The 13,068-nt window shown below is 47.6% G+C and carries 11 protein-coding genes; 3 read left to right on the forward strand and 8 right to left on the reverse strand.

The genetic code is table 11. The features are described 5' to 3' along the window. Position 1: 1 nt before the first annotated feature. The 3 genes from hisA to hisIE are packed head-to-tail and all read left to right on the forward strand — an operon-like array spanning position 2 to position 2,105. Positions 2-739 carry a 1-(5-phosphoribosyl)-5-[(5-phosphoribosylamino)methylideneamino]imidazole-4-carboxamide isomerase gene (gene hisA / locus FUU19_RS06920; RefSeq protein WP_197828533.1) on the forward strand — a complete coding sequence of 246 codons (738 nt, stop codon included), beginning with the start codon at positions 2-4 and terminating at the stop codon, positions 737-739. Then, positions 721-1,497, forward strand: coding sequence for an imidazole glycerol phosphate synthase subunit HisF (gene hisF / locus FUU19_RS06925; protein ID WP_230490257.1), 777 nt, complete (start codon positions 721-723; stop codon positions 1,495-1,497). The genes hisA and hisF overlap by 19 nt, the downstream gene beginning before the upstream one ends. Further along, positions 1,491-2,105, forward strand: coding sequence for a bifunctional phosphoribosyl-AMP cyclohydrolase/phosphoribosyl-ATP diphosphatase HisIE (hisIE, locus tag FUU19_RS06930; protein WP_230490256.1), 615 nt, complete (start codon positions 1,491-1,493; stop codon positions 2,103-2,105). The genes hisF and hisIE overlap by 7 nt, the downstream gene beginning before the upstream one ends. A 117-nt stretch (positions 2,106-2,222) precedes the next feature. On the opposite strand, the gene FUU19_RS06935 is transcribed toward hisIE, so the two are convergent. The 8 genes from FUU19_RS06935 to FUU19_RS06970 form a co-directional block, all read right to left on the reverse strand. Beyond that, entirely contained in the window at positions 2,223-4,166 is a 1,944-nt protein-coding gene (locus tag FUU19_RS06935; protein ID WP_230490255.1) for an HAD-IA family hydrolase, read from the reverse strand. A 26-nt stretch (positions 4,167-4,192) separates the two neighbouring features. Next, complete coding sequence (locus FUU19_RS06940; RefSeq protein WP_072009678.1) at positions 4,193-5,038, reverse strand: glycosyltransferase family 2 protein; 846 nt, start codon at positions 5,036-5,038, stop codon at positions 4,193-4,195. A 153-nt stretch (positions 5,039-5,191) separates the two neighbouring features. Further along, a complete protein-coding gene (gene gndA, locus FUU19_RS06945; RefSeq protein ID WP_004938815.1) occupies positions 5,192-6,598 on the reverse strand; it encodes an NADP-dependent phosphogluconate dehydrogenase in 1,407 nt (468 codons plus the stop codon). Positions 6,599-6,735: 137 nt separating this feature from the next. Continuing rightward, positions 6,736-7,860, reverse strand: coding sequence for a polysaccharide pyruvyl transferase family protein (locus tag FUU19_RS06950; protein ID WP_230490254.1), 1,125 nt, complete (start codon positions 7,858-7,860; stop codon positions 6,736-6,738). A gap of 76 nt (positions 7,861-7,936) precedes the next feature. Then, the gene (locus FUU19_RS06955; protein ID WP_033640860.1) at positions 7,937-9,079 is read right to left on the reverse strand and encodes a glycosyltransferase family 4 protein; all 1,143 of its coding nucleotides are present in this window, start codon (positions 9,077-9,079) and stop codon (positions 7,937-7,939) included. 14 nt (positions 9,080-9,093) lie between these two features. After that, positions 9,094-9,993 (reverse strand): glycosyltransferase, encoded by a 900-nt coding sequence (locus FUU19_RS06960; protein ID WP_230490253.1) that lies wholly within the window; start codon positions 9,991-9,993, stop codon positions 9,094-9,096. Then, positions 9,990-11,144, reverse strand: a complete 1,155-nt coding sequence (glf, locus tag FUU19_RS06965; protein ID WP_033640862.1) for a UDP-galactopyranose mutase — start codon at positions 11,142-11,144, stop codon at positions 9,990-9,992. The genes FUU19_RS06960 and glf overlap by 4 nt, the downstream gene beginning before the upstream one ends. A 7-nt stretch (positions 11,145-11,151) precedes the next feature. Then, entirely contained in the window at positions 11,152-13,050 is a 1,899-nt protein-coding gene (locus FUU19_RS06970; protein WP_202669216.1) for a DUF4422 domain-containing protein, read from the reverse strand. Between the last annotated feature and the right edge of the window lie 18 nt (positions 13,051-13,068).

Consider the following 13,068-nt stretch of genomic DNA (forward strand, 5'->3'; position numbering starts at 1 on the left):
CATGATTATTCCGGCTTTGGATTTGATCGACGGCAACGTGGTGCGTTTGCATCAGGGCGATTACGGCCAGCAGCGCGACTACGGCAACGATCCGCTGTTGCGCCTGCAGGACTATCAACAACAGGGCGCACAGGTGCTGCACCTGGTCGATTTGACCGGCGCCAAGGATCCGACGGCGCGCCAGATCCCGCTGCTGCGCAAGCTGCTGGCGGGGGTTGACGTGCCGGTGCAGGTCGGCGGCGGCATCCGCAACGAGCAAGACGTCAGCGCCCTGCTGGAGGCCGGCGCCACGCGCGTGGTGATCGGCTCCACCGCGGTGAAACAGCCGCAGTTGGTGCAGAGTTGGTTCGAGCGCTACGGCGCCGACGCGCTGGTGCTGGCGCTGGACGTGCGCATCGACGCGCAGGGCGTGAAACGCGTGGCCATCAGCGGCTGGCAGGAAGAGTCCGACGCCACGCTGGAACAGGTGGTGGAGCAGTTCCTGCCCTATGGGCTCAAGCACGTGCTGTGCACCGACATTTCGCGCGACGGTACGCTGGCCGGGTCCAACGTGGCGCTGTATCAGGCGATCAGCCGCCGCTATCCGCAGGTGGCCTTCCAGGCCTCGGGCGGCATCGGCAATCTGGACGACATCGCCCAGCTGCGCGGCAGCGGCGTTGCTGGCGTGATCGTGGGGCGCGCCCTGCTGGAAGGTAAATTTAGCGTTGAGGAGGCGATCGCATGCTGGCAAAACGGATAATCCCGTGCCTGGATGTTAAAGACGGGCAAGTGGTGAAAGGCGTGCAGTTCCGCAACCACGAAATCATCGGCGACATCGTGCCGCTGGCGCAGCGCTATGCGCAAGAAGGTGCGGACGAGCTGGTGTTTTACGATATCACCGCCTCGAGCGACGGCCGGGTGGTGGACAAAAGCTGGGTATCGCGCGTGGCGGAGGTGATTGATATTCCGTTCTGCGTCGCCGGCGGCATTAAAAGCGCCGAAGACGCCAGCCAGATCCTGTCTTTCGGCGCCGACAAGATTTCGATCAACTCGCCGGCGCTGGCCGATCCTGAGTTGATTAGCCGCCTGGCGGAACGCTTCGGCGTGCAGTGCATCGTGGTGGGCATCGATACCTGGTTCGACAGTGAAACCGGCAAGTATCACGTCAACCAATATACCGGTGACGAGAGCCGCACCCGCATCACCCAGTGGGAAACCCTCGACTGGGTACAGGAAGTGCAGCGCCGCGGCGCCGGTGAGATCGTGCTGAACATGATGAACCAGGACGGCGTGCGCAACGGTTACGATCTGCAGCAGCTGCGCCTGGTGCGCGAGGCCTGCAAGGTGCCGCTGATCGCCTCCGGCGGCGCGGGCACCATGGAGCACTTCCTGGAAGCGTTCCGCGATACGGACGTCGACGGCGCGCTGGCGGCATCGGTGTTCCACAAACAAATCATCAATATCGGCGAACTGAAAAGGTTCCTGGTTGAACAAGGCGTGGAGATTCGCGTGTGCTGACAGAACAACAGAGAAACCAGCTGGACTGGGAAAAAACCGACGGCCTGATGCCGGCTATCGTGCAGCACGCCGTTTCCGGCGAAGTGCTGATGCTGGGTTACATGACACCGAAAGCGCTGGCGACCACCGAGCAGAGCGGTAACGTCACCTTCTTCTCGCGCACCAAGCAGCGCCTGTGGACCAAGGGTGAAAGTTCCGGCCACTTCCTCAAGGTGGTCAGCATTACGCCGGACTGCGATAACGACACGCTGCTGGTATTGGCCACTCCGATCGGCCCGACCTGCCACCTGGGCAACAGCAGCTGCTTCCACCCGGCTGCCAGCGACTGGACGTTCCTCTATCAGTTGGAGCAGCTGTTGGCGGAGCGCAAGCACGCCAGCCCGGACAGCTCGTACACCGCCAGCCTGTACGCCAGCGGCACCAAGCGCATCGCGCAGAAGGTCGGGGAAGAAGGCGTGGAAACCGCGCTGGCCGCCACGGTCAACGATCGCGAAGAGCTGACCAACGAAGCTTCGGACCTGATCTATCACCTGCTGGTGCTGCTGCAGGACCAGGATCTGGATCTGAGCGCGGTGATTGGCCGGCTGCGCGAGCGGCATAGGAAATAAAATCGCGATATAATGCCATAACATCACTCACTTAACATTTTTGGCCATAAAAAAACCGGCAATAAATATCATGACTTGACATTTATTGCCGGCAAATTGAACCCTAAATTAATATGATTAGATGTATTTCTTCCAGAATTTCTTCCTATTTATGCGCCGATAACCTTCTTTCCAATAGCTCTGTTCAAACATTTCGTAATACTTATTTCCCTGAAGCAAACGATCTTTCAGATTTAACTTTTTCGCCAAAGCAATACGCCCACTATTAGCCCCTGCAGCCTCAGAGTGAGTGATACCAACTAAGACGTCCAACTGGTGACTGCTTGGTTCAGAAACAAGCGTAAAGAAAGGTTCAGACAACAAACGACTGCTCATAGCCTCTGCCGGTACGACCGCAAGAATGGAAGAGACATATTCAAAGAAGGACAAAATACCCTTTTGTAAAAGCTGCGCCTTTTTTAGGTATTCCAATTCTTCGTCACCGACAATTTCTTTTACAGGCTGCGTTTTACCATTAATTTTCTCATAACCCTTAGTCGAACCCGTGTTGTCTGCCATAGCAAACTCCAACAGTTCTACCCCACCAGAGAGAATCAAGTCATGATGACTTCTTGGTTCGCCATAATTGGTCAACCAACCTTTCATATCATTATAATATGATTTGTTATCCTTAGCCCCTTCAAAAGTCGCTAGATATAGCCCACTTATTTTCTTATCTGCCCATACGTCACCTAGAGCACGACTAAATACAGATTGAATGTTGCCCATCCAACCAATATCAACTAACGCAACTGACTTATAGTCACCCACTGCTTCTCTGAAGTAATCTGAGAATTCATCTCGACACTTCTTATTTTGCAATAATGCATGCGTGAACAACTTATTAATCAGCCAGTGAACTCTATCGCGCTCGCGATGACTCGGAACATAATTTTCGTCTGGGAAACCAACATCGTGAATATCAGAAAGATGGTTTTCAGCATTTAATCCAATAACAGAAAGAATGCTTTTTATACTTTTCCTATTCTTACCCCCAAAAAGATGCCAAATACGATGCATGGGCCAGTCAGTCATTCCCATTTTGTAAGTCGAGGCACGGGAAAGATAAACATATTGATAGTCAAATTGACGATCTTTATTGTAGAAATTCAGGAAAATATCGCGAATTAAATGTGCATCACGAGCTAAAAACAAGAGTTTTTCAACATTTAGTTTTTTTGCCGTAGCGTAGATCCAAGATGTATAGCCCAACATCAATGGGCCAAAAATTTTGAAACCAATCTCAGTAAGCGGGTCATCAGCGAAAAATTGCTTTGCTTGGATATTCGTTACAGAGAGATTAATAGACTCGCCGATAACATCCTTAATCTGCCAATGCCGCGAAACACCACCATCATATTGTGACCAATCAGCATGTAATCCATCAATCGAATGACACTTCGCCATTTCAATATCAGAATGCTTATTATCACCAATATGCAACCAACGTTTTCCTGTTAGCCCAAGTTTTTCTCTAACCCTAGGGTATAATTTCCCCGAGTGTTTAGATACGCCCTCCTCGCCTGATGAGAAAATAGCCACATCATCAAGATCTTTATAACCAGAGTTTTCCAGCAGTTCGCGCAACACTTTAGATGGTAAATACATATCGCTTATGACGATAATCTTACACCCTGCTGCCCTAGCTTGATCAAAAATGGTTTCCGCAGCAGAACTTTTAAAAAGGACGGCTTTCTCCATCTCTATTTCTAAAGCAATCAATATGTCAATTATATTACTGGGTAATGCGGGAACCCTCTCTCTTACTTGATCATAGATATCCGAAATCAAAATCTCAGGCTCACCGCCGTACAGTTCAACCTTATTTTTTCTAGCTTTTTCCTCTGCTTTTTCTCGGATAACAGAAAAATTATCGACTAGTTCAGGCCATGCAACATATTTATTATCATACGACAAATTAGCCTGAATCAGCGAAAACAAATCCTTAGGCCGTGCAATTTTTCGACTTAAAAGCGTATCAAAAATGTCGAAACTAACAAAATCGTAATTATTAAAATTCATAGTTCCCTCTACTGAGCAGGAATCATTTATTGATCTACGAGGCGTGAAATTTTGTTATCAATCGAGGTTACTCGATGAAAAATAGCCTCATTAAAGATGAAACTAGAAATAAACCGACATGTGTAGTCATCGGAAGCATTTCTAGCCATGCTATTTAGAATAATTTTAGATGAAAAAGCATAGTCTTCTGCATGAATAATACTATAGTTACCCAGATTGAAATCATCTTCCCTACGAAAGTGATAGAAAGATAACGATTCAGGAATGAACCAAACATCATTTCTGCTCATAAATGATATTAAGAACACCCAGAAAAATGCCGGCTCTAGAATATTATAGGACTTAACATCATGCATAAATGCACTATATTCAAAGATGCATGATGATATAGGAATACTGTTCCTATAATACAATGCATCGATGCAAACTGGCCCCGCAGAAAAATAATGATTCCACGGCTCTGTTTTATCTATTTTTATTCTATTGCCTTCAGCTATTTCAGAAACCCTATTTACATGGCATGCCACAGCACCAATGGATGGGTATTTATCTTTACTTTTTTCAAAAATAGAAAGGCAGCGTGTTAAATATTCAGGAGCCCAAGTATCATCATCGTCAAGAAAACATACATACTCAAATTGGATGCTGTGTAGTTTATTAATAAGTTCATCCTGGGAGGCTACAACATTAACATTGTCACACCCAGAAATTAAAACCAAGTCCTCAATGTCAGACGATATGTTAAATTTACTCATCATGACAAAAACTTCATATTTTTTATATGATTGATTCTTCACGGACTCAAGGGCTCGTAAAAGCAAGCGCTTCCTAGTCTCGTGGTGTCTCAAAATAATAGCAACTGAGCCTTTCATATTTCCTCTATGAATACTATTCAGGCAAATGAATCAATATTGACTTATATTAACTACTATAATAATTTTTTATTTTCTGAAAAATATAGAAATCAGAAATCAAAACTTATGACAGTAAAGCCGGACATAGTCCGGCTATTTAGTGTAATGAATTTATTCCATCCATTCGGTATGGAACACGCCTTCCTTGTCGATACGTTTATAGGTGTGCGCACCGAAGTAGTCGCGCTGCGCCTGGATCAGGTTCGCCGGCAGCACCGCGGAGCGGTAGCTGTCGTAGTAGGCGATCGCAGCAGAGAAGGTCGGCGTAGGAATACCGTTCTGCACGGCGTAAGCCACCACGTCACGCAGCGCCTGCTGGTACTCGTCGGCGATTTGCTTGAAGTATGGCGCCAACAGCAGGTTGGCGATATCGGCATCCGCCGCGTAAGCGTCGGTGATCTTCTGCAGGAACTGGGCGCGGATGATGCAGCCGGCGCGGAAGATCTTGGCGATTTCGCCATAGTGCAGATCCCAGTTGTTTTCTTTAGACGCGGCTTTCAGCTGAGAGAAGCCCTGCGCGTATGACACGATCTTGCCCAAATACAGCGCGCGACGCACTTTCTCGATGAACTCAGCTTTGTCGCCGGTGAACGGCGCCACTTTCGGGCCGGTCAGCACTTTAGACGCGGCAACGCGCTGGTCTTTCAGCGAGGACAGGTAGCGTGCGAACACCGACTCGGTGATCAGCGACAGCGGTTCGCCCAGATCCAGCGAGCTCTGGCTGGTCCACTTGCCGGTGCCTTTGTTGGCGGCTTCGTCCAGGATCACATCGACCAGGTATTTACCCTCTTCGTCTTTCTTGGTGAAGATATCTTTGGTGATGTCGATCAGGTAGCTGTTCAGTTCGCCCTTGTTCCACTCGGCGAAGGTTTCGGCCAACTGCTCGTTGCTCAGGTTCAGCGCCTGCTTCAGCAGAGAATAGGCTTCGGCAATCAGCTGCATGTCGCCGTATTCGATGCCGTTGTGCACCATCTTCACATAGTGGCCGGCACCGTCAGCACCGATATAGGTCACGCAAGGCTCGCCTTCCGCAACCGCAGCGATTTTCTCCAAGATTGGCGCCACCAGCTCGTAAGCTTCTTTCTGGCCACCAGGCATGATGGAAGGCCCTTTAAGCGCGCCCTCTTCACCGCCGGAAACGCCAGTGCCGATGAAGTTGAAGCCCTGGTCGGACAGTTCACGATTACGACGAATGGTGTCCTGATAGTAGGTGTTGCCACCGTCGATCAGAATATCGCCCTTGTCCAGGTGCGGAGTCAACGAGGCAATGGTTTTATCCGTTGCTTCGCCCGCTTTCACCATCAGCAGGATGCGGCGCGGTTTTTCCAGCGATTCGACAAACTCTTCAACGGTGTAATACGGCGCCAGATTCTTGCCCGGGTTCTCAGCGATCACTTCGTCAGTTTTGTCGCCAGAACGATTGAAAATGGAAACGGTGTAACCACGGCTCTCGATGTTCAGCGCGAGGTTGCGGCCCATTACCGCCATGCCGACAACGCCGATTTGTTGCTTGGACATTTAGGAACTCCTGTCTGAGGATGACCCTGCCAGCAACGTCGGCCAGCAGGTTTTGTGATGTGGCACACATGTTAACTCAGGATTGAGCCGGGTGGGTAGTGATTGGTGCGATAGGCTTTGCAACAGATTACAAAGCGTTAAAAATTGTACAGCTGCGCCAATAACAGCTGCTTAGCCTGTTGAATTTGTTCCAGACCCTGTTGGCGGTCGCCACGCGAAAATGACAATAAGATAGCCCGTAACTCTTCCTGGTTGATATCCGGTCGAATCATTGGCCAGTCTGACATGCGTTGCAGACTGGAGAACTTGTTGTCGTAGTAATCGGACCACGAAAGCGCGACCCCTGGAATGCCAAGGCTGGCTGCGATAACCTGAAAATGGAAACGCGAGCTGATACAAAAATCATGTGGTGCAAATTTCAAGCCATCATGCCAAACCTGCTCAAATGACACAAACTCAGCCTGGGGGAAAAACTCGAGGATTTGACGGAAGAAAACACCATCTGAGCCAGGGCGAAACTCATAAAACTTGATTATCGCGTTCGGATGCTTTTCCAGGAATAGCGCTGTTGTTTGCCCCAACAACCCCAATAAACTCTCAGTGAGAACATCATCTTCCGATAACTCGGTATGAATGCACAGGTGTAAAGTGAACTGCTCATTCTCAGCAATGTATCCTACAGGATAAGACGAAAAAGCAAAATAATCGTCTCCTGTAAAACCGAGCGGTGGCAGTTCAAACGGCGCTAAAACGTCGTAACTCGCCTGATCCCGGACATCAAACTGGTCAAACTGGCGAATATAAGGTGCTAGTTGCTCGGCCTTTTCAGAAGAGAGCGGCTGCAATCCCAGCCCTGTAGCATAACAAGCGAGCTGGTATTTTTGGGCAAAAGAGGCAACCACTTCAATTAGCCGCGAGTTGGCGCCCCAGAGCTCATTGATGTATCCCCCACCCAGTAGATGAATACTTTCGGCGGAGATAAATGCCTTGGACATCAAACGCTCACGAAACGGTAGCGTGTAAGGATCGGCAAGCTTTTCTTCCAAAGAGCCATCATTGCCCAGTGCTTGAACCAATCGCCACAGATAATCCACGCATCGCACTCCGGGAAATAACCGTGAAGCAACGACGGCGTCAACTGCATCCAGATAAATGGTGCAGCCCGGGAACCGCCGTTGCAATTCAGTGACCCAAAATCGCGTCAGCATATCATCGCCAAAATTAGGCATACCTGCAGCAGACACTAAATAGAATACTTTCACTGGCGGAACCGGAACGTCCTTTTCACATTTTCTCGTCCATAGTTTCGCGAAGAAAGTCAAAATAACCCCCTAAAAATCAATACGTTCCATTAGCAATGGCGCGTTGATAGAGTTTCAACGTGTCATCGATAACTAATGATGAGGCGAATTTGCTTTCGATGCGCTCTCGGCTGCGCACCCCCATCTCGACACGCTTGGTAGGGCTGGTGAGCAGCTGTTCCAACTTCTCTGCCAAGACTTCGATATTGCGCATCTCAACCAAGCTGCCGGTATATTCATCAATAATCAGACTTTGGCACCCGCCCACGTCGTAAGCGATGCAAGCACGCCCAACCGAGGACGCTTCAAGCAAAATACGCGGGATGCCTTCCGAATACGTAGAAGGCAGAGCGACAACGTTAGAGGCCTCAATCAGACTGTAAACATCGCTGCAGCGGCCCAGCCAGTTAATAAGCCCTTGCTGGTGCCATTCTTCTATTTGCGACAGCGGGATGGCATCTGGATCGTCAACAATCGAAATCCCAGCCACATTAAGCACAAAATCCACACCTTTACTCGCCAACCGTTTTTTCACCTCAACCAGATCGCCCAATCCTTTGCTCCACAGCAAACGGCTGGCGAACAAGACGACCGGTTTTTCGCGGTTGATTTCTAGCGAGTAGTGATAAATATCGGGGTTAATGCCAGCACCATCGATCACAACCGTTTGGCTTTTTTTCGCTTCAGTCAGCGCCAGAAGTCGATCGCGGTCGTGTTCATGCTCAAAGGCCAGCAAGCATTTTTTGTTCTTAAAGATATGATTGTACGAATGTAACGTCAGATAACGAATGACGTTCATTGACAATTTATCCTCCATAAAGACGCGCCCAAGCCCGACAAAGCCGAGAATAATCGGCTTGTTGTAAAAACGCGCAAAGAACCCGCCCATCAAGCAAGGTTTGATAGTGATGCAATGCAGTACGTCAGGGTTGATTTTTTTGAGTAACGTCCAAACTTTGGCCAGTGAACCAAAGAAGTTAATCGGATTGATAGACAATTCAGATACAGATGAGTCATGGCAGATAAAACCCTTATCCGCCAGCTTTTGCTGAATGTCGTCGCCCACAAAGTGACTAACAACGTGGATCTCATAGCCTGCGGCCTGAGCCGCCAGCGCTCTTTCAACCCAGTGCAGTTCAAAGTACCAATCTGAGTTGATAAAATAACAAATCTTTTTCATTTAACTCTTACCGGCTAATGTTGTTTACCATTTTTACGTGATATACCGTCAACAATACCGCGCACTACGTATTTAATATATTCGCCTTTTCTGCCTTGAGAGGTAAAAGAAAGTAAATATTTAGCAATACGTAACACGATAGCTCCGAGTGAGTAGGGTCTTTCATGTTTTTCGAAAAGCATCCTTGAAAGGAGCAAGTTTCTGACCAGATAGTACACTTTCCAGGGCGGCGTTATCTCACCCTGGCTAGCAGGTACATCATGCAGAAACATCAGCTCCGGTGAGTATCGGAACCGATACCCTTGTTGACTCAACCTGTAAGAGAAGTAAAGATCATCATAATAAATAAAAAGCTCTGGCCAGATGTACTCGATGTTAGCGGCTAAAACGTCTTTGCGTATTATTGCGCCAACAAATGAGAGAGTAACAACATCCGCGGGTTTATGCTCCGCGGGGGTGTAACGTCCGGGCTCAGTTATGTAGTCCAATGTTTGTAACAGCGACGTTGGCATCTTGCTGAAAGGCACGTTCATTTTGCATAACGCCCCTTGCTTGTCCAGTACCCGACTACAGTAGGCCGCATAGTCGAACCGTTGCGCCAAATCGCAAAAACGCGTCAGCAATGCGCTATCAGGATAGGCATCGTCATCGAACATAAACACCCAGTCGGTATCTATCTTGCTCGCAATATACTCTGCACCGAGCCTGAAACCACCTGCACCACCATCGTTTTGCGTAGCGCGTATGACGTGCAAACGGCTATCTTCGATGCTATTCAGCCACGGCTGAGTTTCGTCGGTCGATGCATTATCAACAATGATAATCTCTTCAAACGGCAACGCAGAGGTTGTCGCCCAACATTGTTTCAATTTTTCCAGGCGATTGAATGTAACAATTAACGCCGAGCTTTTCATCTGATGCTGACCGTAAATACCGGCATGGCGTTTTCTTGTTCCAGGCCTGCCAGGTAGGTTTCAGCCGTTTTCAGCGCTTCGGCGATGGTCACATCCATATCCAGGTAGCGATACGTTCCTAAGCGGCCGATGAAAGTAATGTCATGCTCTTTTTCAGCCAAATCGACATACTTCTCCAACAACGCCATTTCGCCGACCTGGCGAATCGGGTAATAAGGAATATCGTTTTCTTCACAGGCGCGACTGTACTCTTTATAACAAACCGACCCTTCGTGTTGCTCCCACGGGGAGAAGTACTTATGTTCGGTGATACGGGTATATGGTACCGACTGTTCACAATAGTTCATCACCGCGCAACCTTGATAATCCCCTTCCACGGTGAATTTTTCAAAGTCCAGAGTGCGGTATCCCAGGCGCCCATACTGGAAATCATAAAACGCATCCAATGGACCACTGTAAAACACATGATCGTAGCCTTCACGATCCTGCATTTGGAATTGGGTATCCAACGCCACCGAGATATTCGGGTGATCTAAAATACCTTCCACCATTTTGGTATACCCGTCTTTCGGCATCCCCTGGAACTTATGATTGAAATAGTTATCATCATAATTAAAGCGGATAGGCAGGCGTTTGAGAATAGAAGCCGGCAACTGTGCCGGGGACATTCCCCACTGCTTGATAGTATAGCCTTTGAAGAAGGCTTCATACAGCTCTTTGCCGACAAAGCGTAGCGCCTGCTCTTCGAACGATTGCGGGTCAGTAATACTGGAATCGCCTTTCTCGGCGATCAAGGCTTTCGCCTCCGTTGGCGAGCAGGTCTTTTTGAAGAACTGGTTAATGGTGTGCAGATTAATCGGCAGCGAGAAAACCTGGCCATTCACCGTCGCTTTTACACGGTTAACATATGGCATCATCGTGGCGTACTGATTCACAAAGTTCCATACTTGCTCGTTGTCTGTGTGGAAAATATGCGGACCATAGGTATGCACCATCACGTCTGTCTTTTCGTCCCGAGCGTCGTAGCAGTTGCCTGCGATATGAGTACGACGATCGATGATATGAATTTGATGACCTTGCTCAGCCAATTTCCGCCCGATGACCGCACCGGAAAAACCTGCACCTACAATTAAAATTTTTCTACTTTTCATCATCAAATCATCCAATAATTGCACGTCTAACTTTGTAATAATACTTAGTCATAAAATTGCGACGTGAAGTGCCTTTAGGTGCCATCTTGTTAACCATGGGCATCAAGGCTCGTTTCACTTTGGTTTGAAACAGCACGACCGGTGCACTTACAACTTGCGGCACAGTACGCGAGGAGATGCTCGAACCAACCAAACGCTCATAAGCCTCCAGAGCCCAAGGTGTTTCTACGACATTTTTGTGGTAATTATCGAAGAAATCCACATGACGCGTGTTCCATGGTTTGTTCTCACCTGCGAAATGGATCATTTTAGGCTTGCTGCGCGCATCGAGAAAACGCATATAGGTCGAAAATGGCAAGTTCGGGAAGAAATCATCTGTATTTCCATTGCCATGATAAACATTCCACTCCAGTGGCAAATAATGGACACGACCATGGAAGACTTTATTCATTATGTCTTGGTCGAGGAACCAATAGGTTTTGCTTTTCATTGCATCCATCAGGCTGGAGAACGTCTTCTCCTGGTTCATCTGCTTAATGTTAAACACTAAGATGCCCGCCTGGAAATAACCGTTCGGATCCGTCATTCCCAATGAAGTTGACAGATATTCCTTCGCCGGCATCACGCCATCGCTGGACTGCGACATTGCGCCAAACAAGACAAATCCTTCCATCACGATGTCTTTAACCGCCGCGACCAGGTTATCGCCTAGCGGTACAGCCAGCAATTCGGAGAGATCACTTTCCACTACGGTATCCGAGTCGATAAAAATAACTTTGTCAAACTCGGCAAAAAGCTTAGGAATAAACAGGCGTGCATAGGTCGCTGCACTGAAATGTGCTCGTGTAAAGACGCTTTTTATCTCGGAAAACGCATTAACATCAAAGAAGCGAAGCTTAATATTATTATGCTCAGATACCATCGAGAAGAAGCGTTTTTTGCTCGCCAGCGAAACGCCGTTCTCTAACACTACCACGTCATAATTCAGCTCTGGATTGGCATGCTTGATAATAGAGTTAATCAATGCTGCGCCACTAATTGCGTAGTTATCATCAAAGCAGATGACTACCGGCACATTGTTCTCGGCAAAGGCCGGTTTCAGTGTGGCGGTAAAAGTTTCTTGTTGAATGAAGGTTCGCTGTAATTCTTTTATTTTGAAGTTGCGTTTACTAGCTTGATATTCAACATAAATGTTCAGTAAGCGTTCGGAAATATGCCCAACCACCCGTTTCTCTTGAGCATTGTAGTTTTTGAACCTAAGTTTCGACTCAAGCTTCTCTAAAATAGAAAACAACCAAGAGGAGTAGTCATCAAACATGTCCTTTTTCATCACGAACATATTTGTATAATAACCATCCGATGCATTATTAAATTTATCAGCTGCAGCTTTATACTCTGGATAGAATTCATCAATAATTTTTAAAGCTGCATCGTAATCTTCAATATGCAAATAATTAGATACTTTGTAATGCTGATAGTTATTTTTGCTACCTGCCGCACTGACATCCCATTTTTTTGGCAAGATAATATCAACATCAGTTAAACACTGAGCGATATCCTCATCATTCAGACCAAACTGTTTATGATAAGTTTCGTCAATTTTCTCATAGTTGACAACCCCCCAATTATCTTCTTGGAGGTTTTGATCTTTTGAGAAATTAAAATGGCGGCGATAATGCATAAACCCAACATAATCAGCCGGTTCTGCATTTTTCCACGCCCAATAATGTGCAGTCAGTTCGCAATAAAATGGATTCTTGAACGAGATGTTATCGCCAGTATCGTCACCTGGACAGCCAATTTCATTGAGACTATTCGCTTTTCCAACATGGATGGGCTGAACCAACGTGGAGTCAAGAAAAGCACTTGGTTTATGGTGACAAGTGTATATCTTAATACTTTTCATTTGAATTACCTAGTAGTC

Source organism: Serratia montpellierensis, from assembly GCF_020858655.1.
In the GTDB taxonomy this organism is placed as follows: domain Bacteria; phylum Pseudomonadota; class Gammaproteobacteria; order Enterobacterales; family Enterobacteriaceae; genus Serratia; species Serratia montpellierensis.

Coding starts and splice junctions, on each gene's coding strand:
- hisA (WP_197828533.1), top strand. CDS start 2: ATGATTATTCCGGCTTTGGATTTGATCGACGGCAACGTGGTGCGTTTG.
- hisF (WP_230490257.1), top strand. CDS start 721: ATGCTGGCAAAACGGATAATCCCGTGCCTGGATGTTAAAGACGGGCAA.
- FUU19_RS06935 (WP_230490255.1), bottom strand. CDS start 4,166: ATGAATTTTAATAATTACGATTTTGTTAGTTTCGACATTTTTGATACG.
- FUU19_RS06940 (WP_072009678.1), bottom strand. CDS start 5,038: ATGAAAGGCTCAGTTGCTATTATTTTGAGACACCACGAGACTAGGAAG.
- gndA (WP_004938815.1), bottom strand. CDS start 6,598: ATGTCCAAGCAACAAATCGGCGTTGTCGGCATGGCGGTAATGGGCCGC.
- FUU19_RS06955 (WP_033640860.1), bottom strand. CDS start 9,079: ATGAAAAAGATTTGTTATTTTATCAACTCAGATTGGTACTTTGAACTG.
- FUU19_RS06960 (WP_230490253.1), bottom strand. CDS start 9,993: ATGAAAAGCTCGGCGTTAATTGTTACATTCAATCGCCTGGAAAAATTG.
- glf (WP_033640862.1), bottom strand. CDS start 11,144: ATGAAAAGTAGAAAAATTTTAATTGTAGGTGCAGGTTTTTCCGGTGCG.
- FUU19_RS06970 (WP_202669216.1), bottom strand. CDS start 13,050: ATGAAAAGTATTAAGATATACACTTGTCACCATAAACCAAGTGCTTTT.